Origin of the sequence: Bradyrhizobium tropiciagri (assembly GCF_018130545.1) — a bacterium.
GTDB lineage: Bacteria > Pseudomonadota > Alphaproteobacteria > Rhizobiales > Xanthobacteraceae > Bradyrhizobium > Bradyrhizobium tropiciagri_A.
Genome location: NZ_JAFCKF010000001.1, coordinates 177,083 through 198,588, shown reverse-complemented (window position 1 = coordinate 198,588; position 21,506 = coordinate 177,083). Strand labels below are relative to the sequence as shown.

General features: G+C 63.4%; 22 protein-coding genes. 16 read left to right on the top strand and 6 right to left on the bottom strand.

The features are described from left to right. Positions 1-34: 34 nt before the first annotated feature. From JQ616_RS00920 to JQ616_RS00910, 3 genes are all read left to right on the top strand, one after another. The gene (locus JQ616_RS00920) at positions 35-991 is read left to right on the top strand and encodes a DUF817 domain-containing protein (protein ID WP_349629936.1); all 957 of its coding nucleotides are present in this window, start codon (positions 35-37) and stop codon (positions 989-991) included. 55 nt (positions 992-1,046) lie between these two features. After that, positions 1,047-1,853 carry a lytic murein transglycosylase gene (locus JQ616_RS00915; protein ID WP_212011527.1) on the top strand — a complete coding sequence of 269 codons (807 nt, stop codon included), beginning with the start codon at positions 1,047-1,049 and terminating at the stop codon, positions 1,851-1,853. Positions 1,854-1,970: 117 nt separating this feature from the next. Then, positions 1,971-2,819, top strand: coding sequence for an FRG domain-containing protein (locus JQ616_RS00910; RefSeq protein WP_212011525.1), 849 nt, complete (start codon positions 1,971-1,973; stop codon positions 2,817-2,819). Between the two features lie 341 nt (positions 2,820-3,160). Here JQ616_RS00910 and JQ616_RS00905 read toward each other — a convergent pair whose 3' ends face one another. After that, complete coding sequence (locus JQ616_RS00905) at positions 3,161-4,027, bottom strand: SDR family NAD(P)-dependent oxidoreductase (protein WP_212011524.1); 867 nt, start codon at positions 4,025-4,027, stop codon at positions 3,161-3,163. Positions 4,028-4,182: 155 nt separating this feature from the next. Here JQ616_RS00905 and JQ616_RS00900 point away from each other — a divergent pair, with 155 nt between their 5' ends. The 6 genes from JQ616_RS00900 to JQ616_RS00875 all read left to right on the top strand — a co-directional run bounded on the left by JQ616_RS00900 (position 4,183) and on the right by JQ616_RS00875 (position 9,428). Continuing rightward, positions 4,183-4,584 carry a response regulator gene (locus JQ616_RS00900; RefSeq protein WP_212011522.1) on the top strand — a complete coding sequence of 134 codons (402 nt, stop codon included), beginning with the start codon at positions 4,183-4,185 and terminating at the stop codon, positions 4,582-4,584. Between the two features lie 129 nt (positions 4,585-4,713). Continuing rightward, a complete protein-coding gene (locus JQ616_RS00895) occupies positions 4,714-5,325 on the top strand; it encodes a LysE family translocator (RefSeq protein ID WP_212011520.1) in 612 nt (203 codons plus the stop codon). Between the two features lie 716 nt (positions 5,326-6,041). Beyond that, a complete protein-coding gene (locus tag JQ616_RS00890) occupies positions 6,042-7,256 on the top strand; it encodes a GGDEF domain-containing protein (protein WP_212011518.1) in 1,215 nt (404 codons plus the stop codon). 112 nt (positions 7,257-7,368) lie between these two features. After that, complete coding sequence (locus JQ616_RS00885; protein ID WP_212013068.1) at positions 7,369-7,989, top strand: peptidoglycan recognition protein family protein; 621 nt, start codon at positions 7,369-7,371, stop codon at positions 7,987-7,989. A gap of 81 nt (positions 7,990-8,070) precedes the next feature. After that, complete coding sequence (locus tag JQ616_RS00880; RefSeq protein ID WP_212011516.1) at positions 8,071-8,358, top strand: hypothetical protein; 288 nt, start codon at positions 8,071-8,073, stop codon at positions 8,356-8,358. Positions 8,359-8,570: 212 nt separating this feature from the next. Next, positions 8,571-9,428 carry a L,D-transpeptidase gene (locus JQ616_RS00875; protein WP_212011513.1) on the top strand — a complete coding sequence of 286 codons (858 nt, stop codon included), beginning with the start codon at positions 8,571-8,573 and terminating at the stop codon, positions 9,426-9,428. A 132-nt stretch (positions 9,429-9,560) separates the two neighbouring features. Here JQ616_RS00875 and JQ616_RS00870 read toward each other — a convergent pair whose 3' ends face one another. After that, positions 9,561-9,953, bottom strand: coding sequence for a hypothetical protein (locus JQ616_RS00870; RefSeq protein WP_212011511.1), 393 nt, complete (start codon positions 9,951-9,953; stop codon positions 9,561-9,563). A 698-nt stretch (positions 9,954-10,651) separates the two neighbouring features. Between JQ616_RS00870 and JQ616_RS00865 the strand changes: the two genes are divergently transcribed. Next, positions 10,652-10,993 carry a hypothetical protein gene (locus tag JQ616_RS00865; RefSeq protein ID WP_212011509.1) on the top strand — a complete coding sequence of 114 codons (342 nt, stop codon included), beginning with the start codon at positions 10,652-10,654 and terminating at the stop codon, positions 10,991-10,993. A 763-nt stretch (positions 10,994-11,756) separates the two neighbouring features. Here the strand turns inward: JQ616_RS00865 and JQ616_RS00860 are convergent. Next, a complete protein-coding gene (locus JQ616_RS00860; protein WP_349629935.1) occupies positions 11,757-12,143 on the bottom strand; it encodes a lysozyme inhibitor LprI family protein in 387 nt (128 codons plus the stop codon). 254 nt (positions 12,144-12,397) lie between these two features. On the opposite strand from JQ616_RS00860, the gene JQ616_RS00855 reads away from it, so the two are divergent. Both JQ616_RS00855 and JQ616_RS00850 read left to right on the top strand, forming a co-directional pair. Beyond that, positions 12,398-12,661, top strand: coding sequence for a hypothetical protein (locus JQ616_RS00855; RefSeq protein WP_212011507.1), 264 nt, complete (start codon positions 12,398-12,400; stop codon positions 12,659-12,661). A gap of 44 nt (positions 12,662-12,705) precedes the next feature. Further along, positions 12,706-13,005: a hypothetical protein gene (locus JQ616_RS00850; protein ID WP_212011505.1), complete on the top strand. Its 300-nt coding sequence runs from the start codon at positions 12,706-12,708 to the stop codon at positions 13,003-13,005. Between the two features lie 580 nt (positions 13,006-13,585). On the opposite strand, the gene rpoH is transcribed toward JQ616_RS00850, so the two are convergent. Together rpoH and JQ616_RS00840 are read right to left on the bottom strand one after the other, a co-directional pair. Further along, on the bottom strand, positions 13,586-14,482 hold the full coding sequence (gene rpoH, locus JQ616_RS00845) for an RNA polymerase sigma factor RpoH (protein ID WP_024581019.1): 897 nt from the start codon (positions 14,480-14,482) through the stop codon (positions 13,586-13,588). Positions 14,483-14,698: 216 nt separating this feature from the next. Continuing rightward, the gene (locus JQ616_RS00840; protein WP_212013066.1) at positions 14,699-15,679 is read right to left on the bottom strand and encodes an RluA family pseudouridine synthase; all 981 of its coding nucleotides are present in this window, start codon (positions 15,677-15,679) and stop codon (positions 14,699-14,701) included. A 60-nt stretch (positions 15,680-15,739) separates the two neighbouring features. On the opposite strand from JQ616_RS00840, the gene JQ616_RS00835 reads away from it, so the two are divergent. The 4 genes from JQ616_RS00835 to JQ616_RS00820 all read left to right on the top strand — a co-directional run bounded on the left by JQ616_RS00835 (position 15,740) and on the right by JQ616_RS00820 (position 19,126). Then, positions 15,740-16,075 (top strand): hypothetical protein, encoded by a 336-nt coding sequence (locus JQ616_RS00835; protein ID WP_212011503.1) that lies wholly within the window; start codon positions 15,740-15,742, stop codon positions 16,073-16,075. Between the two features lie 138 nt (positions 16,076-16,213). Then, complete coding sequence (locus JQ616_RS00830; protein WP_212011501.1) at positions 16,214-16,861, top strand: ubiquinol-cytochrome c reductase iron-sulfur subunit; 648 nt, start codon at positions 16,214-16,216, stop codon at positions 16,859-16,861. 149 nt (positions 16,862-17,010) lie between these two features. Further along, positions 17,011-18,741 (top strand): methanol/ethanol family PQQ-dependent dehydrogenase, encoded by a 1,731-nt coding sequence (locus JQ616_RS00825; RefSeq protein ID WP_212011499.1) that lies wholly within the window; start codon positions 17,011-17,013, stop codon positions 18,739-18,741. A 73-nt stretch (positions 18,742-18,814) separates the two neighbouring features. After that, complete coding sequence (locus JQ616_RS00820; RefSeq protein WP_212011498.1) at positions 18,815-19,126, top strand: hypothetical protein; 312 nt, start codon at positions 18,815-18,817, stop codon at positions 19,124-19,126. A gap of 64 nt (positions 19,127-19,190) precedes the next feature. On the opposite strand, the gene JQ616_RS00815 is transcribed toward JQ616_RS00820, so the two are convergent. Beyond that, a complete protein-coding gene (locus tag JQ616_RS00815) occupies positions 19,191-21,506 on the bottom strand; it encodes a xanthine dehydrogenase family protein molybdopterin-binding subunit (protein WP_212011496.1) in 2,316 nt (771 codons plus the stop codon).

Genomic DNA, 21,506 nt, shown 5'->3' with positions numbered 1-21,506 from the left:
GCTCCAACCGTGATCCGCCGCCATCGTCGGCGGCGTGCATCACCGGCTGACACCTCACACCGAACCGATCGCGAGCGCCGCGGCCAACTGGCCGCCGCTGCGCCGCTTCATCGCCGCCGAACATCGCCTCGGCCTGGCGATGGCGCAGCGCCGCTGGACCGCGGCGCTTTACGAATTCCTGCGCTTCGGCGTGAAGCAGGCCTGGGCCTGCCTGTTCGGCGGCATCGCGGTGGCGCTGATGATCGGCACCTGGCGCTTCTATCCGCCGGATGCGGCGCTTGCGCGCTACGACTTCCTGTTTCTCTGCATGCTCGCCGTCCAGGTCGTGCTGCTTGCCGGACGGCTCGAGACCTGGGAGGAGGCAAGGGTCATTCTGATCTACCATGTCGTCGGCACTGCGATGGAGGTCTTCAAGACGCATGTCGGCTCCTGGATCTATCCGGAGCCCAGCATCTTCCACATCGGCCGCGTGCCGCTGTTCTCGGGCTTCATGTATTCCTGCATCGGCAGCTACATCTGCCGCTGCTGGCGGCTGTTCGATTTCCGTTTTGTCCAGCATCCGCGCCGGCTCGCCCTGATTGCCCTCAGCGCCGCGATCTACATCAACTTCTTCAGCCACCATTACATCGTCGATCTGCGCTGGCTGCTGTTTGGCTGGGCGATCTGGCTGTTCGGCCGCACCCGCATCCATTTCAAGGTCTGGACCGATTATCGCTCGATGCCGCTGCTGCTCGGCCTCGTGCTGGTGGCGCTGTTCATCTGGTTCACCGAAAACATCGGCACCTTCACCAAGACCTGGCTCTACCCCTCGCAGCGGCTCGGCTGGTCGCTGGTCGGAATCGACAAGCTCGGCTCGTGGTTTCTGCTCGTGATCGTCAGCTACACGCTGGTGAGCCTGGTCAATGCGCCGTTGAGGTGGAGGGGCGAGGGTGCAGTTGCCGAGCGGCGGGATGATGCGGTCGCGGGTGGAATGTCGGTGCCGATGCTTTGACTGCCTCGTTCCCGCCATGGCATGATCGGCCATTCGAAGCAGGAGGGATTGTTGCATGCTCAGGTGTCGTTTGGCGGTTGCGTTCGGCGCCTTGCTGCTTGCCACCCCCTCCTACGCCGCACGCTGCGGCGGCAGTTTTCCGGCCTTCGTGCAGTCGTTCTCGCAGGAAGCAGCCGCGGCCGGCATCCAGCAGGACGTGATCTCGCAGGCGCTCGGCGGGGTGCAGCAGGATGGCGGGGTGCTCGCCTTCGACCGGCGGCAGCGCTACACTTTCAACAAGACGTTCGAACAATATGTCGCAACCCGCGTCGGCGCCGGGCGCATCAATGGCGGCCGCGCGATGTTGCAGCGTCACGCCGCGCTGCTGTCGAAGATCGAGCAGCAATACGGCGTGCCGCGCCAGATCCTGGTCGCGATCTGGGGGCTGGAGACCGATTTCGGCAAGGGCGACATGGGCAAGCTGCCGGTGTTCCGGGTGCTCACCACGCTGGCGCATGATTGCCGCCGCACCGATCTGTTCCAGGGCGAACTGCTCGCCGCGCTCAAGATCCTGCAACGCGGCGATCTCCGTCTCAACGACATGATCGGCGCCTATGCCGGCGAGATCGGCCAGACCCAATTCTTGCCCTCGTCCTATATCAAGTATGGCGTCGATTTCGATGGCGACGGCCATGTCGATCTGCGCCACTCGGTGCCCGACGTGCTGGCCTCGACCGCCAACCTGCTGCACTCGAACGGCTTCAAGATGGGCGCGCCCTATGGCGAAGGCAGCGCGAATTTCGAGGCGATGCGCGAGTGGAACAGGGCGGTGATCTATCGCAAGACCATCGGGTATTTTGCCGATCAGCTCGTGGGGCGGTGAGGCGGGAGCGGCTATCGTAGGGCGGATTAGCGCAGCGTAATCCGCCGCATCCCGCTCGTGACGGCGGATTACACCTTCGGCTAATCCGCCCTACATTCACCGAGAATTCGGCACCCCATGGAAACCATCGGCAGCCAAAAGATCTGGTCGTTCTTCGACCGCCGCGGATGCCAGGTCGCGAAGAGCTCCGCGGTGCGCCAGGGGCCGGGGCATCGTGTCGGTACCTATCTGGAGCTCGCCACCAAGATCGCCGAGCTGCAATTCCTCAACCGCGACCATGTGCTGCTGTTTCGCGGCCAGGGCGCGGATCACCGCAACATCAAGAACAACTCGTCGCTGAAGCCGACGCTGTTCCGCGGCGGCCGCGGCAACCCGGATCGCGAAACGCTGGCTGAGCGGTTCGAGGCCCTGCGTCGCGCCGAACAGATCCTGGTTGCCGACTACGCCAAGGCAAAGCTGCTCGGGCTGGAGCGGTTGAAGCGGCATCGCATCCTACGCTGGTCGATCCTGCAGCATTACGAGGTCTGCACCACGCCGCTGCTCGACGTCACCCATTCGATCCGGATCGCCGCCTCCTTTGCCTCGCTGGCGGAGACCGGCACCGCCTTCCTCTATGTGCTTGGCGTGCCGAATTTGAGCGGCGCGATCACCGCGAGCGCCGAGGCCGGCCTGCAGATCGTGCGGCTCTCCAGCGTCTGCCCGCCGGCGGCGGTGCGGCCGCATATCCAGGAGGGCTATCTGCTCGGCGAATATCCCGAGATATCCGGCACCGATGAGCGGGAAAACTATTTCCCCTACGAGATGGATTTCGGCCGGCGGCTGGTGGCGAAATTCTCGTTCGTGTCGGCGTCGTTCTGGAAGAACGACAATTTTCCGCAGGTGACGCGAAGCGCGCTGTATCCGTCGGAGAAAAGCGATCCGCTGTTTCGGCTGGCGCTCGGGGTGAAGAAGCAGCTGGGCGGGTGATCGGTGCCAGGCGTGGCTCATTGAACGCGCCGCATACTCGCCGTCGTCCCGGGCTTGACCCGGGACCCATAACCACAGGGTCGTGTTGTTGAAGCGAGCTGTGGCCCCAGCATAGCGCCACAATGGATCCTGTGGTTATGGGTCCCGGCTCCCGTGCGCAATTGCGCACTAGGCCGGGACGACGATGCAGGGAACGCGCCCCAATCACAGCTGTCATCGCCCGGCTCGACCGAGCGATCGAGTACGCCGCGGCCCCTCGATTCAAGCACAGACGTCTCTGGAATACTGGATCACCCGCTTTCGCGGATGATGACGACGGATTACTTGGCGCCGCCGCGCATTCAACTCGCCGCCACCTTCGCCGTCGCCTTTTCGATCTGCCGCTGCAGCACCTTCCAATACGTGCCGGGGCGGAAGCGTTGCAGCAGGTCCATGAAGCGGGCGTCGTTGCCGATCAGGATGCGCGGCTGGTTCTTCTCGATGCCGGTGATGATGCGCTGCGCGGCAGCGGTCGGCGTGGTCCTGGCCAGCGCCTCGAAACGCTCGATCGACTGGACGCGGCGGGCATTGTCGGTGACGCCGGCCCCGGTGCGCGAGTTGCGCGCGATGTTGGTGGCGACGCCGCCGGGATGAACCACGGAGAGTTTGATCGGGCTGTTCGCCACTGCAAGCTCGTGGCGCAGGCTTTCCGAGAAGCCGCGCACCGCGAATTTGGCGGCGCAATAGGCGCTCTGGCCGGGCGGGGCGATGATGCCGAAGATCGAGGAGATGTTGACGATATGCGCTGCGCGTTGCCGCGAAAGCAGCGGCAGGAAGGCGCGGGTGCCGTGCACCACGCCCCAGAAATTGATGTTGAACAGCCACTCCATCTGCGCCTGCTCGATCTCGTCGAACTGGCCGAGCAGCGCCACGCCGGCATTGTTGACGACGATGTTGAGCGTGGGGTGCGCAGCGCCGGCGGCCTCGGCGAATGCCGCGATCTCGCCGGGCTCGCTGACGTCGAGCCGATGCACCGTGACCTTGCGCGCGCTCACCTTGGCGATCCCGGTCGCCTTGGCGATCTCGGCGGCGGTGGCCTGCAGGCCGGCCTCGTCGCGGTCGGCGATCGCGAGGTCGCAGCCGCGCAGCGCGAGTTCATGCGCGAGCGCGCGGCCGATGCCACTGGCGGCCCCGGTCACGGCGGCGGCGGATCCAGAGATCGCGGTCATGTCGGGTCGGCTCCAGAACAGAGAGGGACGGTGCCGTGCAGAGGCACCGCGGGTTCCCTCACTTTTCTCAGATTGGAACCGAACCATCCAGCCATTTTAGGCATTTAATCTGTGCTCGCTTTGAAACACTGCGATCAATGAAGGGAGGTCCAGCCATGGGACAGTCGAGGCCCTTTCGGGCGAAGGCCCTGGTCGTCGAAGACGACCCGATGCAGCGCGAGATGATCGAATTGCTGCTCGCGGAGAGCGAGTTCGATGTCATTTCCTGCGAGAGCGCGGAAGCCGCGGAATTGGTGTTGCGGGGCAGCGGCGACAATGTCGTGCTGATGCTGACGGATGTCGAGCTGGCCGGACACATGACCGGCATCGAGCTCGCTCATGCCGCGAAGAAATACCGGCCCGATCTCGATGTGGTCGTCACCTCCGGCCGGCCGCTGCGGCAGCGCCTGCCCGACGGCGCGATGTTCTGGTCGAAGCCCTGGGCGCCGCTCGACGTGATCCGCCTCGCCGAGACCAAGGCGTCCGAGATATCGGGCGGCGGGTCGCGTCGGTCCTGACAAGGCAACGGCGTTCGTAACGGTATTGCCGGCGCGGGCGAATGGCGGACGGAAGGCCGCTGCTTCCGCCCGCCCGGCCAGCGTGATATTTCCGATGGCCGACCGTTGTGGTCGGCTTGAGGATTTGAAATGACCTGGTCCTTCCTGCTGACCACCCTGGTCGTGGTCGCTTCCCCCGGCACCGGCGTGCTCTATACGCTGGCGGTGGCGCTGACCCGGGGCTCGCGCGCCAGCGTGGCGGCGGCGTTCGGCTGCACGCTCGGGATCGTGCCGCAGATGATCGCGGCGATGCTCGGCCTTGCCGCCATCCTGCACACCAGCGCCATGGCGTTCGCGGCGCTGAAATGGGGCGGCGTGCTCTACCTGCTCTACATGGCCTGGCAGGCGCTGCGCGAGCACGGCGCGCTGGCCGTCGATACCGAGATCAAGCCGCGCTCGAGCGGGCGGGTGATCGTGACCGCGATCCTGATCAACATCCTCAATCCGAAGCTGTCGATCTTCTTCCTGGCCTTCCTGCCGCAGTTCATCGCGGTCGACGAGCCGCACCCGCTGACGCGGATGGTCGAGCTCAGCTGTGTGTTCATGGCGATGACGTTTGCGGTGTTCGCGGTCTATGGGCTGTTCGCGGCCTCGGTGCGCGACCGCGTCATCACTCGGCCCAGGGTGATGGCCTGGCTGCGGCGCAGCTTCGCCGCGGGCTTTGCCGTGCTCGGCGCCAAGCTCGCTTTCGCGGAGCGCTGACGCCACAGTCGCCCACGCCTGATCGAGGCAATAAAAAAGCAGGCCTTGCGCCTGCTGCCTTGCATCCCGTCTGCCACTTGCACCCGTCTGTCTCGGCCGATCGATGGAAGGGTGAATTTGCGGTTGATGAGTCCGGGGTTGGCGTCGCTTTGGCCGGTCGTCCCCGGTCCGAGTGCCCGGGCAGGGCAGGAGCCGCTACCCGGGCTGGAATTCGCTACTTCTTGGCGGCCTTCTTCTTCGTCGCCTTTTTCGCCTTCGCCTTCTTCGCCTTCTTCGCTTTCTTAGCCATAGTATCCTCTCAAGGTTTCATGGATTGAACGCGACTCCGAGGCATGCTTGGCGGAGGGCCAGCCTCGCAACATCCTCAGTATCAAACTCAGCAGATTCGGAGGCGGCTGCCGCGTGCTGTCACGACGCTGTCATCGTGTTATCCACAGCTGTTACGTGTTTTTCGCCAGTTTTTCGTACGTATGCGCGTGTCTCGCTCGCGGCGTCGTCGCATCCGGCATGCTTAACGATGCGCAAACGGCGGATGCGGACTTCTTCATCAATTCAAAACCACGGTGCGGATCGACGCTTCGCGGGTGACGTTCCGTTAAGCGGCGCGGCCGCATCCTCTCCCGTAAGGCAACGGGGATTGCCATTGGGAAACGCCCTTGGGGCGCGGCAGGCTATTTCAGAAGAGGCGAGGCCGATACGGGTCTCGAACAGGGGCGATGTTGAGCGTTCCGACGCTTTGGACGGTATTCATTATCAATTTTCTCGCGCTCGGCCTGATCTGGGCCTATGTCGCGCACAGCTATCCTGCTTTCGGCGCGGCGCGGTTCTGGACCGCGTCCGCCCTTGTCGCCTCCGCCGGTACCGCCTGCGCGATGCTCCGCGTGATGATGACGGACTCGCTCTTGCCGCTGCTTGCGGGGGGGACGCTGATGGTGTTGGCCGCCGGCCTTGCCGCGATGGGCATCGAACGGTTCTACGACAAACCCGTGCGTTGGCGCAGCACGGCGCTGTCAGCCGCGCTCGCCTTCGTTGGCCTCGGCATCTTCATCTTTGCCTATGACAGCATGCCGATGCGCATCCTGGTCTACACCGTCGCCCAGGTCATGCCGCTGGCGTTGACGCTGAAGCTGTTGCTGTCGCCCGAGAACGGCCGGGTCAACCCCGGCGCGCGGCTCGCCGGCATCGTCGCCTCGGTGCTGATCGGCATCTACGGGCTGCGCCTGGTCGGCGCCCTGCTGCAACCCGGCGAATTCTCCTTTGTCCGCTTCAATGCGGGCCAGTCGCTGGTGATCCTGCTGATGGTGTTCCTGTCGATGGCGCTCAATTTCGGCTTCCTGCTGATGGCGATCGACCGGCTGCGCAACGAGGTCGCCGACCTCGCGCTGCTCGACGATCTCACCGGCGTCGGCAACCGCCGCCATCTGGTGCAGCGGCTGACCGAGGAATGCGCGCGCTCCGACCGCAACGGCGAGGCGTTCGCGCTATTGGTGATCGACCTCGACGGCTTCAAGGGCGTCAACGACACCCATGGCCACGCGGCCGGCGACGCCTGCCTGCAGCACTTCACGCTGATGGCGCAGACCAGGCTTCGCCCGGGCGACATGCTGGCCCGCACCGGTGGCGACGAGTTCTGTATCGTGCTGCCGTCCTCGACGCTCCGCGAGGGCGTGATGATCGCGCGCCGCGTGCTGGAGGTCTGTCGCGCCGATGCCGAGCAGTGCGCCGGCAACGACATTCCGATCTCGGTCTCGATCGGGATCGCGCAATGGACCCGCGAGATCGGCATGCATCCCGACCGCCTGATCGCCGCCGCCGACCACGCGCTGTACGACGCCAAGAAGGGCGGCAAGAACGGCTATGCGGCCTATGAGCCGAAGCTGCCGCCGGAGATGGCCGATGCGCTGGAGGCAGGCCTGCGCAAGCGCGCCTGAGCGTGCTAGAGCATGATCCGGAAAAGTGCGAAGCGGTTTTCCCTCGCGACAAGCGCGGAGCGTTTGCGCGGAGGTCATGCTCAAACGAGGGCGACACTGGAATCCTGCTGTGATGATGCCCCGCCTGCTCAGCGCGCTTTTTGCGCTCCTGATATCTTCTGCTGCCCTCGCCGAAACGCCCGATCTCGCGGTCATCGCGCGATCGCAGGGGACGCCCGAGATTCCCGGCCTGAAGATGGTCTGGCTGTCGCCCTGGGGCGACGTCGCCAGAGCGCATCCCTGGCTCAACATCATCGTGCACCAGACCGAGGGGCCGGCCGGCTCGGCGCGCTATGGCGCGCAAGAGCAGCACAAGAACCCGACAAGGCGCGGCGTCATGGTCTGGGTCGAAACCGACGGCACGGTCTATTGGGCGGTCGCCGATAACCTCGTTCCGACCCACACCGACGGTGCCGATCGCAACGACAACAAATACATCGACAACAGCAAGACCTATCGCCAGGTCAACAAGGACACCTCGATCGGCGTCGAGTTCGCCGGCAACTATCCCGATGTCACGAAGGCACCGACCGATGCGCAAGTTTCGGCCTGGCGGGTGCTGGTGCGCGTGCTGCGCGCGCGCTACGGCATTCCGCTCGATCGCGTCTACGCCCACAACTGGATCGACTTCAAGGACGCCCGCTACTGCGAAGGCTGCGCGCTCGCGACCATGGCGCGGGAGTGGGGCGAGTAGGGACGGGTATTCATCAAGATCCGGGACGTCTGCTTTCGGGGACGAAGCTATCCGACATCGGAGAAGTATTAGGAGCCTTGGATGGGCCGGCCGAATGCTTTTCACGGAATGATGCACGAATTCTGCGTGGAGCTAGGTTGGTGTGGCTGGGTCAAGGATGGCAAGCCACTGCGCGTATCCGACTTCATTCCAGAAATTGGGCCAATAACGGCGAGAGACTTCGCCGGATGGCTCATAACGGCGGACGGTCTCGATCCCGACCAACTCAATGTTTCTGAACTGAGGTTGCTGGAGGCGGTGTTCATCAAGCACATGGGGGCGAGTATTGTTGATGCGAATGAACTTCGTTCCGCGGATCGCGATGTGTAGGTGCTCCAATGCTGAGTAAGCGTCTGGCGTTGGCCCCTAGCTGGCATGATCGTCGAGAACGTCAGCACTCCGAGGTGAAGCCGAAGTCCTCCACTTCCGTCGCCATCTCCGGCGTTAACGACGCTTAACGATATCCAGCCTGAGCGAAATCGCTTCGAAGTTTGTTAGAGTTTGCTGGCTAGTCCTCCAGGCACAGTGATCTGGGGAAAGACATGGGTCAGCGGGCCAAACGCGGAAAGAAAAAGACAGAGGCGCTCGCCATACCGGTGGCCGGAAGAGTTGCAATCGGCGCCGTCGCCGCTGCTGCATTAGGGTACGGTTTGCTGTGGCACCCGGCGAGCGTTCAACCGGTACGCAAGCCGGCCGCGCAGCAGGCCGTGGTACCGTCAACGCCGGCTCACACATCAGCTCCGGTGCGTGTCGCAGCGCCAGCTCCGGTACCGGTCCCAGTCCCGGCCCCCACGCCCCTGGTCGAGCCACCCAAAGCCGCTGATGGTCCCGGAAAATTTGCTCGGCAGGTGGTCGACTACGCCAGCCGTCAGACGCCGGGAACCGTCGTCATCGATACCGGAAACACATTCCTCTATCTCGTTCTGAACGACAGGCAGGCGATGCGCTACGGCATCGGTGTCGGCCGCGAAGGCTTCACATGGTCCGGTGAACAGACCGTCGCCCGCAAGACGGAATGGCCGGATTGGCGTCCGCCGGCGGAGATGCTGACGCGGCAACCTTATCTGCCGCGGTTCATGGCAGGCGGTCCCGGCAATCCGCTCGGCGCGCGGGCGATGTATCTCGGCGAGACCGAGTATCGAATTCACGGCACCAACAAGCCCGATACGATCGGCAAGCGGGTTTCGTCGGGCTGTATCCGGCTGACCAACGAGGACGTCGCGGATCTCTATGAGCGGGTGAAGGTCGGAGCCAAGGTGATCGTGCTTCCGGCAGCCGCTACCCATCGACCACCTGAGGGAGCACCGTCCGACGCCGCCCTCCGGTCGCCGTCGAGCCGGCCCCCGGCAACTAGCGCGCAGCTGCAGGCATCCCGGCCGGAGCTGGCCGAGGCCCAGTAGCTCAATGCCTCTGTCCTACGCTTGCAGCTGAGTTGGGCGAGTAGTGTGGTGGTTGACGCGACGCGTCCGGCAACCGAAGGCCGAAACCGCCGGTGCCGGACGACAATCAACAGTGACCGCGTCGACCCTTCATCAGGCAAATGCCCTGGGCAGGTCGGCCGACGGCTTGGTGACGATCTGGTGCGCGTCGCGCCAGAGCACTTCGCGCTGGCGCGAGGTGGTGATCGGGCGCACCGGCAGGCCGCCTTCTTCAAGCAGCCAGGCGCAGTAGCGCGCGCGGCTGATCGCCTCGCGCGCTTCGGGATCGAACCAGCAGATCCCCCAGATCGAATCGCGCCGCTTGAAGTGCCGCGCGATACGGCCCGGAATCGGCAGATGCTGTCCGAACCAGTCGAACTGGTCGGAGAGCTCCTGCCGGATCCAATCCGGACAGTCGTTGCGGTGGATGTACCAGGCCGCACGAAAGAAGCCGCTCTCCACGCGGCTGTGCGGGTGGATGAGCGGTGTAACGAACCGCAAATACATGACGCTACGGCGCGACGCCGTGTTGCGTCACGCCCCTCGTAGCCAGACGTGATGAATGGAAGCGCAGCCGCGAAGCGGCGCTCAACGCGTGACCGCTAGCCGATCCCGGATGGGCGGCGGTCGAAACGTATCGATCTGTACTTCATGCCGCCTCCCTGATGAGCGCTGAACAGAAAGGGCGCGACATCGCGCCCGGGGCGGCAGCACATACACCCGCAAGGGGCCTGCGACAAGCGTCGTCCAGGAAGCAAGCGAGCAGGGCGGGCACTCATCAAAATCCTGGAGGACAAGGTCGCCGAGGATCAGCCGCCACGCCTCGCCGGAGACGCCTGCATTCGAGACGAAGCGGAAGCGAAATCCGACGTCAGGGATATCATCCTCTGACTCAGAGCCGACTTCCGTTAGGTCCCTTAAAATTAGCTCGATCTATTACCTGAAAGGTTGACGGAATGCGTGTATGCAACCGACAGAAACATTGGCGAGATCGGGACGTGTTGTACGCAATTTCGCATTGGCATGCAGGTTGGCACGCGCTGCTTGCCGCAGGTTGCTTTGTTCTTTGGTTGCTGCGGCATCTGACGGCTGATGCATGGATGTCAACGGACGGCGGCCGAATGGAGGCTGAAAGGCGCGGCCGAGAACGAATTATGGAGAGCTTCGACAGGTGCGATGAGCGCGAGGAAGATGAGCAGTAGCTGATGGCTCGAAATTCCTCACTGGTCAAAGGTACAGTTCCGTTCATGCTGCTGTTTGGCCTGATCGGCGCCGGCAGTCTGGCCATAGCCGGTTCCGACTTCTACGATTGGTACTTCACGGGGGCTCTTTATGCTCCTTTCAAGTATAGCCATGGCATTTACACGTCCTACAGCGAAGCGCCGGGACTTTTCGTAGCCGCAGTTTTCAAGAACTTGCTCATCCTAGTGACGGGGCTTGTATGCGTTGTCGCAGCGTGCACCGCTCCGTCGTCTTTTCGAAAGAAGGAACGGGCGCGCCTTGCTTCCTTGAAGAAATGGCCGCCGCACCCGTGGCGACCAGACTGACGGAGCGAAGAAGTGAGTGAAGGCGGCCAAAGGGGTTGGACAAGATGGTGGTGGTTGCGTGTGGATCAAGTTGGAGAATGGTCAAGGATCGAGCTGCGCGCGGCGCTGTACTTTTTTCTAACCTGGACATTTGCTGTGATTGCTACTGGGGTCCCAGCTTGGTTCTTCCTGAATGACTATCTGCGGCTAGGCCCTCAACGAAGTCTGGTTGTCTGGTTGATCGTTGCGTGGCCACTTAACTTGCCCGGCCTGCGCGGCCTCGCCAGCACTTTGTTCCCGCAGGCGGTTATCAGTGGCGACGATGCGGCAGCCGAGCGACTTGGCGGACGTGTGTACCTGCCAACCAACGAATTCTGGATACGGAACTTCTGGTGGATAGATGCGCTTCCGATAGCGGGAAGTTGGACCGACAACCAAATGAGGGTCCGCGAACGAACTCTCCTAATCGCTTTCTGTGTCTTTGTGCCAACGCTTCTGGCCGTCGCTGGCGGCATGATGTCTCAAGGGATTAGTGAGCGTAGCTCTGCGCTATTCGCATTCCTCTTGGCTGCCCCCGTTGCTCTTTATTCTGCCCGTCGCGTTTCAATTGCGAGATGGCCTGAACTTGTGAGGAAGGCTGACGACGATGCAGTGAGGTTAGCCAATGGATCGGTTCCACCCCGAGTGTAGCCACCGGCTCTTGGTCATCAGCAAGCCATGTCGGTTTGTGGGCCCTTAGCCGACACGACAGATGCGGTCATCTCAGCGGCTGAGGCGATTCGGATTAGTGCGTTGCCAGGGCGCGTTCCAATTCGCGGGTGCGCTTGGCGATGTCATCCAACTCGAAGCTCTGCGACGTCATGAAGGCCCCCGAGCCGGCGTCAGGGTCGCTCGCGAGACGGCGGGTTTCGCTCAAGTGATGAGAGAGCCAGGCCTTCTGTTCTGCCTGCAGCTTCGCCCGCCCTGCGCCGCTGTCTCGATGCAGCAGCAGCTGGTATGCGGCGTTCAACCGGGCATCCCATTTGTCGATCTCGGCCTTACCGCAGTCCAGCATCTTGCTTGAGACACCGTCCGAACGATCGACGCATGCTGCCATCTCGTCGTCCGATTGCGCATGGGCGCACGCAGCGATGATCATGAACAGGCCGACAAGGCCATATTTGAAAGTCACGGGAGAGGACACCTATCGTTTGACGACGCGCAATGGCGCAATGATTTCGTGTCGCTTTTGCGGCGGCGACGCCCGCGAATCCGGGGCGCCTGCTTTTCGGGGACAGGCGGAAACCCGATCCGACGTCGAGGATATCGCGCGACAAATGGCCGCTGGTGGCTCGTAGGTCTTCGATAAAGTTTAGAGCCGGCGGGTCATGATCCTTTAGCAGATCTGTCACATAGCGGATGCGGTCAAGAAGCGAGTGGGCGCGCATGAGTTTCGTAAGGTCGACGATCCCTGTTGCGGTCCTGCTCGCAAGCATAGGGTTTCTCTGCTTTGGACTGATCGATCTGCTCGCAGGGAAGCTTTTTGGTCAGTTTGTCGCCGACCCTCGATCGGCTACCTTTCTCTCTGCATTGCTGGGCGGGGCAATAGGCTATGGCATCGGCTGGTCTGTGATCAGAAAATACGGTCTCCCGCACAACGCGACTCCCTATGACGTGGACGCCGCTGCAGACCGTGCGAAGCAGAGCTAACAGTATCGGCCGGCGGCGCGGTCCAGGCACGAAGGATCACATCCATGTACTTTCTTGCCGCCTGTCTGATCGTGATGGTCTTGAGTGCCGTAGTATCGTTTCGTCGGTCCCGGTTTCTATCGCGAAACTTTCAAGGGCGGCTCGCAGCGATTTGGCCTTCGCTTTGCGCGGGAATTTGTGCGCTGGGACTGATCGGATTTGATCAAGTTCGGGACAGGCAAGAATATGGTCCCTCCGCGACGATGTATCCCTTCATGCTTATCGGCGCTTTCGCTGCGGGTTGGTTTGTTGGCGTCTTTGCCGAAAGCTACGTGCAGAACGAGCGCGGAAATGCGTCTCCTTAAATCGATTGCGCCATTGGCTCCAATTGCCGCACTGTGGTTGCTCCTTCTTGCTGAGGTGATGTCTGCCATCTTCGTGGAAAGTGTCCTCTTCGCCGGGAGGTTTGCACCACTTCGTTGGGTTACTTATCGGGACGAACCAACGCTGTTCGTCTTCGTGTTCGCGATCTCTCTTGCGGGTAGCGGCTTCCTGGGTTGGCTTCTTCTCGGCCTCATTCCAAAGCGGGACTGACGACATGCTGAAACCAAATCGCATTGTCGGCTTCATCATTCTCGCGGCCCTCATCTACGGCGTGCTCCAGGCGTACGGGCTGCTTCCTGAGGGCGCGCCTCGGCTATCTCCTCAACGCAGCGGCGCGCCAGCGGCTTAAGCTAGACGCTCCGCATCCGAACGTCCGCTTCCGGCCCGGGCCGACACGAACAAGTGCACCTCGCGTGTCCGCTCCCGAGGCTGATGCGGCATTCGTGGGGTAGGCCGATTGCACGCCCTAGATCAACGTGCGTGCCGAGCACCGCATTGCAAACAAAAAAGCCGGCGTTCCCGCCGGCTTTCGTGTCTGTGAGCTTGGTCGCCGCCGCGCGATTAGTGCGCGGCTTCGAGCGCTGCTTCCTGCCGGGCAATCGTGCCCTTGACGGCCGACTGCACCTTTTCGAAGGCGCGGACCTCGATCTGCCGCACGCGCTCGCGCGACACGCCGAACTCGGCGGCGAGGTCTTCCAGCGTCATCGGCTCATCCGCCAGGCGCCGCGCCTCGAAGATGCGGCGTTCGCGCGGGTTGAGCACGCCGATCGCGCCGTTGAGGGCCTGGCGGCGATGATCGAACTCCTCGCTTTCGGCCATCAAGGCTTCGGCGTTGGGCGAGTTGTCGACCAGCCAGTCCTGCCATTCGCCGGCTTCGCCGTCGTCGCGGATCGGGGCGTTGAGCGACGCGTCACCGCCGAGGCGGCGGTTCATGTCGATCACGTCCTGATCGGTCACGCCGAGGCGCTTGGCAATCAGCTTGACCTGGTCGGGGTGGAGATCACCCTCTTCCAGAGCCGAGATCTTGCTCTTCGCCTTGCGCAGGTTGAAGAACAGCTTCTTCTGGTTCGCGGTGGTGCCCATCTTCACGAGCGACCAGGAACGCAGAATGTACTCTTGTATTGACGCCTTGATCCACCACATGGCGTAGGTGGCGAGACGGAAGCCCTTCTCGGGCTCGAATCGCTTCACCGCCTGCATCAGGCCGACATTGCCTTCCGAGACGACCTCGGAGATCGGCAAGCCGTAGCCGCGATAGCCCATGGCGATCTTGGCCACGAGCCTGAGATGGCTGGTGACGAGTTTATGCGCCGCGTCGCGATCGTCATGCTCGCGCCAACGCTTGGCGAGCATGTACTCCTGCTGGGGCTCCAGCATGGGGAACTTGCGGATCTCGGCGAGGTAACGTGAAAGGCCAGATTCTCCATTGAGAACCGGCAACGTAGCTGTACGGGCCATTCGAGCGCCCTCCAGTGGTTCAGACCCCCGATAGCGGCGGGCCCGGCAGGTGGCCGCTGGGTTAAAGCCGGCCATGCTGCGATGTTCCGCGCTGGATATTCAGCGCAGGTGCAACATACACTAAACGGTCCGTGATAGGGAAGGATTGCTGACGTCACGTCCCCGTGTGGCAGGTATAACCTGTTGTCATGACGTGCCTTTTCCGGGAGGGGTGCGTCATACCGCCGCTGTCAGCGCCCGTTGCAGGAGAAGCAAATCCTCCGGCAAAGGCGCTTCCCAGTGCAAAAGTTCCCCGGTGCGGGGGTGTTCCAAAGCCAGCAGATAGGCGTGGAGGGCTTGCCGGTCGAGGGCGGTAAGTGCGTCCTTACCTTCCGGCCCGAGATGGCCGGCCTTGGTCTTGAAGTGCGGGCCGTAGACGCTGTCGCCCATCAGGGGATGGCCGAGATGGGCGAGGTGGACCCGGATCTGATGGGTGCGCCCGGTCTCGAGCCGGCAGGCCAAGAGTGAGGCGACCGGCTTGCCGTCACGGCCGGCAAAGCTCGAGAGCACCTCGAAATGGGTGATCGCCTCGCGGCCGCCCTGGCGCACAGCCATCTTCTCGCGGGCGTGCGGGTGGCGGTCGATCGGCGCGTCGATGGTGCCGTGCGGCCGGTTCGGCACGCCCCAGGCGAACGCCATGTAGCCGCGCTCCATCGGGCCGGTGCGGCCATGGTCGGCGAACTGCGCGGTCAGCGACTGGTGGGCCTGATCGTTCTTGGCCACCACCATCAGCCCGGTGGTGTCCTTGTCGAGCCGGTGCACGATGCCTGGCCGCTTGACCCCGCCGATGCCGGACAGGCTGGTGCCGCAATGCGCGATCAGCGCGTTGACCAGCGTTCCGGTGGCGTGGCCGGCGGCGGGATGCACGACCAGGCCCCTCGGCTTGTCGATGACGATGATGTCGTCATCCTCGAACACGATATCGAGCGCGATGTCCTCGCCCTTCGGCTCGGCGGGCGCGGCCTCCGGGACGTCGATTATGATCGTATCGCCCTTGGCGACATGATAAGCGGGGTCGCGGACGACGGCGTCCTTGACGGTCACGGAACCGGCGAGGATCAGCGCCTTCAGCCGGGACCGCGACAGCTCCGGAGTGCGCTGTGCGAGTACGCGGTCGAGCCGGGCCGAGCCCTCGTCGCCAGCGACGATGACCTCCAGCTTCTGACCGCCATTCGAAGAGACCTGCTGCGAAGTAACTTGCAAAGATAGAGCCTTGTGATGACCGACACCGCTGTGACCGAACCGACCCCCGACCAGGCCGCGCTGATCGCGCGGGTGCGGCGCATGATGCTGATCGCGGGCCTGACCTCGGCACTGGCCGTGGCCGTCGTGTTGATTGCCATCGGCTACCGCCTTTATCGCAGCGAGGGAAGCCCTGTTTCGGTCTCCGACGTCACTGCTGCGCTGCCGAAGGGCGCCCGCATCGTCGCAACCGGCGTCGCCGGCGATCGGCTGGTGGTCACACTCGATATAGGCGGTGCAACAGAGATCCGCACATTTGATGCAAAGACGCTGAAACCTGCCGGCAGGTTGAGCTTCGTCAACGAGCCCTGACGTTCGCAATCGCGAAGCTGCACGCTTTGATCAACCAAAAGCTGCAAACTATTCGCTGCATATTTTTTACGCCTGCGTTCGCGCATCGAGAAGGTGTGCCGCCATCTTTTCGGCCGAGTTGCACGTTCAGCTTGCGTCATGCCGCAATCCAACCCCAGCGCTTCCATCGAACAATCCGGTGAAGCCGATGCAGCAGGGGCGTGCACCGACCCGACACGCCGCGCGCTGCTGACCGCGCTCGCGGGCTGCGCCTGTCTCGCCGCGATCGAGCCCGCAGCCGCCGACGATGACGAACAGCCCGGCGCCAGTGAGCGACCGCAAAAAGCCGATCTGCTGGTGCGCGCCGAAGGCGACAAGGCCGGCCAGGTCATCAAGTCGGATGATCTGAAGCTCGGCGGACCGCCCATTCGCGCCTGGCCGCAGGATCCGAAGAGCTCCGTCATCCGCAAGGGTTCGCGGCTCAACGAGGTCGTGCTGGTCAAGCTCGATCCGAACGAGCTCGACGATGCCACGCGCGCCCGCGCGGCCGACGGCATCGTCTGCTACTCCGTCATCTGTTCGCATGCCGGATGTCCGATCACCGCCTGGGTGAAGGAAGAGCAGGGCGACAAGAACGTTCTGAAATGCATGTGTCATAACTCCGAATACGATCCGCGGCAGAATGCGCAGGTCGTGTTCGGGCCGGCGCCACGTCGCCTCGCGGCATTGCCGCTGACGGTTGCCGACGGCGCGATCACGGTCGCAGCGCCATTCGTCGGGAAGGTGGGTGCTCAGCAAGGAGGATGAGGACGCACCGGGAGTTCTGTATGACCTAAAGCATGATCCGGAAAAGTGCGTAGCGGTTTTCCGGCGCGACAAACGCGGAACGCGTTTGCGTGGAGATCATGCTCAAAACAAAACTGAAAAAACAAAACAGAGCAGGGAGGTAGCATCTCATGACAAGCAAGCAGTGGTTACTGTCGAGTTGTGTCGCATTCACGTGCCTGATGTCGACCTATGCCATCGCGGGGCCGATCGAAAACTACAGTTCGGTGACGTCAGCGCGCCTGGAAAATCCCGAACCCGGCAACTGGATGCTCTATCGCCGGACCTATGACGGACAGGGCTTCAGTCCGCTCACCGAGATCAACACATCCAACGTCAAGGACCTCAAGCCGGTCTGGACCTTCTCGACCGGCGTGATCGAAGGCCACGAGGCGCCGCCGATCGTCAACAACGGCGTGATGTTCGTCGCGACTCCGATGGGGCAGGTGATCGCCCTCAATGCCAAGACCGGTGAAGAGTACTGGCGCTACAAGCGGCAGCTGCCCGACGATCTGTTCCAGCTGCATCCGACCAGCCGCGGCGTCGGCCTGTGGGAGGACAAGCTCTATCTCGCAACGACCGACGACCACGTCGTCGCGCTCGACGCCAAGACCGGCAAGGTCGTCTGGGACACCAAGGTCCAGGACTACAAGAAGGGTCAGTACATGACCCTGATGCCGCTCACCGTCGACGGCAAGGTGATCGTCGGCGGCTCCGGCGGTGAGTTCGGCGTGCGCGGCTATGTTGCCGCGTATGACGCCAACAGCGGCAAGGAGCTGTGGCGCACTTTCACCATTCCCGGTGAGGGCGAGCCCGGTCACGAGACCTGGAGCGGCGACGACTGGAAGTCGGGCGGCGGCTCCGCCTGGATGACCGGTACCTACGACAAGGATACCAAGACGGTCTATTGGGGCGTCGGCAACGCCGCGCCATGGCCCGGCTCGATGCATCCCGGCGACAACCTCTACACCAGCTCGGTGATCGCGCTCGATCCCGACACCGGCAAGATCAAGACCCACTTCCAGTATCACCAGAACGATTCCTGGGACTGGGACGAGGTCGACGCGCCGATGCTGATCGACATGCAGCGCGACGGAAAATCGTTCAAGAGCCTGGTCCATCCCGGCCGCGATGCGATCTTCTGGGTGCTGGAGCGCAAGGCGGACAAGATCAACTATGTCGCCGGCTGGCCGTTCGTGAAGACCAACGTCTGGAAGGGTGTCGAGGCCGAGACCGGCCGGCCGATCCTCGATCCCGACCACAAGCCGGTGCTCGGCAAGCGGGTCGAGTTCTGCCCGTCGCTGTGGGGCGGCAAGGATTGGCCGTCGGCGGCCTACAGCCCCAACACCAAGCTGGTCTACGTTCCGGCCAACGAGAACTTCTGTGGCGGCTTCACCGGCGAGAAGCAGCCATTGGTTCCCGGCCAGCTCTGGCTCGGCACCAAGCCGGAGGACATCGGCCTGATCCCGGCGCCGAATGCCGATCATTTCGGCGAGTTGCAGGCGTGGGATCCGGCGACCGGCAAGAAGGTCTGGCAGCACGACTACAAGACCTCGCAGCTGTTCGGCGCGGTGACTGCGACCGCGGGCGATCTGGTTCTCTCCGGCGGCACCAACGACCGTGCCTTCCGCATCTTCAACGCCAAGACCGGCGAGTTGCTGTGGGAGCAGAAGACCAACTCCGGCATCATGGCGATGCCGATGTCCTATGAGGTCGACGGCAAGCAATACATCGCGGTCCAGTCGGGCTGGGGTGTCGATGCGCAGCGCATCCAGGATGCGCTGGCCGGCAAGGTCAAGGGCTTCGAGAACAACGTCCCGCAAGGCGGCGTGATCTGGGTGTTCGCGCTCGACAAGAAGTAAGCGCACGATAAGAGCTTCGGTTCTGATTGAATCAGAGCCGAAGCTCTCAAACGCTTTCAACCGACAGGGGGCGATGCGATCGGGAAGCGGCGGTTGGGGAGACCGGCCGCTTCCCGATCTGCTCTTTTTCTATTTCCCCTTCTCGTCGACCTTCCGCTTCTCGTCGTCGTTCATCTTCTTGATCGTCGGATCACGGCTCGTCTCACCGGTGGTTTGGCCGGTGGTCGCCGGCGGGCCGTTGCTTGGAACCGAAGTCTGGTCGGGCAGCACCTTGGCCGGCCGCGTGGCCGTTGTGCTCGGCGGCGAAGCTGTTTGGGCGAAAGCCTGCGCAGCAAAAAGAAAGACGCCCGCGAACAAGGCTGCCGCGAGCGTCCCGAATGTCTGAGGTGGGGTTCTCATCGATCTCCTCCGGAGTTTCGATGAGAACGACCCGTCTCGCCTAACGTTCCTCAGGTCTCCAGTTGCTTGCCGATCGGCAGCGCGCGGATGCGCTTGCCGGTGGCGGCGAAGATCGCGTTGATCAGGGCCGGCGCGAACGGCGGCACGCCGGGTTCGCCGACGCCGCTGGGTGGCGTGTCGGCTGCGGGCGGCACGATGTAGACATTGGTGATCGCAGGCGACTCGTCGATCCGGATCACCGGGAAGTCGTCGAAATTGCTCTGCTGCACCTTGCCGTCCTTGAAGCTGATCTCGCCATATTTGGCGAGGCTCAGCCCCATGATCGCAGCGCCCTCGATCTGCGAGTGGATGCGCTCCGGATTGACGTAGGTGCCGCAATCGATCGCGGTATCGACCCGCGGCACCGTGAGCTTGCCCTTGTCGTCGATCGCCACCTCGACGATGGTCGCGATGTAGCTGACGAACGAGCGGTGTACCGCGATGCCGAGGCCATGGCCTTTCGGCACGGTACGGCCCCACTCGCCCTTCTCGGCGACCAGCTCGACCACCTTGCGCAAGCGCGCGGTGTCGATCGGGTAGCTCTCATAGGGCTCGCCGTAGTTCCAGGGATCCTTCACCGAAGACAGGTTGACGATCCGCGGACTTCCGATCAGCTCCAGCAGCATCTCCTTCTGGTCGCGGTTGGTCGCATGCGCGATTTCCCCGACCATGGATTGCACCGCGAAGGCGCGCGGGATGTTGGAGACCGAGCGGAACCAGCCGATCCGCGTGAAGGCGGCCGCTTCCGGATTCTCGCATTGCAGGTTGGCGATCTCGAACGGGTTGTCGATCAGGCCCATGCCGAGCTCGAACGGCGCTTCGTGGTTGGCGCCGGCGGCGAAGGTCGAGGCGATGGTCGGCGCCACGCTGCGGTGCCGCCACGCAATCACCTTGCCGCTCTTGTCGAGGCCGGCCTCGATCCGCTCCACCGAGACCGTGTGCAGGAAGTCGTGGTGCACGTCGTCCTCACGGGTCCACTGCACCTTGACCGGCACGCCGAGTTCCTTGGAGAGCAACGCCGCCTCCAGCGCGAAGTCGCATTTCGACTTGCGGCCGAAGCCGCCGCCGAGCAGCGTCACGTTGACGGTGACATTGTCCTCGGGAATCCCGAGCGTCTTGGCGACATCCTCGCGGGTGCCGCCGGGGCTCTGCACCGGCGCCCAGATCTCGGCCTTGTCGCCCGTCACATTGGCAACCGCGACCGGCGGCTCCATGCTGACATGGGCGAGATGCGGCAGGTAATATTCGCCTGTGATCACCTTGTCGGCGCTCTTCAGGGCCGCGTCGACATCGCCTTCCTTGCGCACCACGAGGCCGGGCTTGCGCGCGGCCTCTTCGAGCGACGCACGATAGGTGACAGAGTCGTATTTGGCGTTGGCGCCGTCGTCCCAGACGATCTTCAGCGCGTCGCGGCCCTTGATCGCGGCGCCCGTGTTGCGTGCGATCACGGCCACGCCGCCGAGCGGCTGGAACTTGGACGGCCAGGGCCAGCCCTTGACCTCCATCACCTTCTCGACTCCAGGCACCTTCATCGCCTCGCCGTCATCGAAAGACTTGACCTTGCCGCCGGTGACCGGCGGGCGGGCAATGACCGCGTATTTCATGCCGGGCAAGCGGGTGTCGGCGCCGTAATGCGCCTTGCCGGTGGTGATGTCGTGCAGATCGACGATCGAGACCTTGCCCTTGCCGAGATAGCGGAAGTCTTTCGGATCCTTCAGCTTGAGACCGGCGATATCGGGCACCGGCTCCTTGGCGGCGTCGGCCGCGAGATCGCCGAAGCCGATCTTGCGCCCGCTCGCGCTGTGAACGACCTCGTGGTTCTGCGCCTTCACCTCGGTGACCGGCACGCCCCATTTCTTGGCGGCGGCGGCTTCCAGCATTCCGCGCGCCGAGGCGCCGATCTGGCGCATCGGGATCAGATAGTGCCGCGTGCTGCGCGAGCCGTCGGTGTCCTGGTTGCCGAACTTGACTTCGTCGCCATGCGCCTGCTGGACATGGACGCGCGACCAGTCGGCCTCCATCTCCTCGGCGACGATCAGGGGCAGGCTGGTGCGGACGCCGGTTCCCATCTCGGAGCGGTGCGCCAGGATGGTGACGGTGCCGTCGGGCGCGATCGCGACGAACACGCGCGGGTCGACCACGACGCCGTGCGGCATCTTGCCGGCACCGGTTTCATAGGCGAACGCCTGGCGCGTCATCACCGGCGCAGCGAGCACGAAAGAGCCGGCGATGCCGAGCCCTTTGAGGATGCTGCGGCGCGAAAGGTTCTCGACCTTCACTTGCTTCTCGAAGCCGCGAAGCTTTCCGGGATTGGTGCGGATATTCAT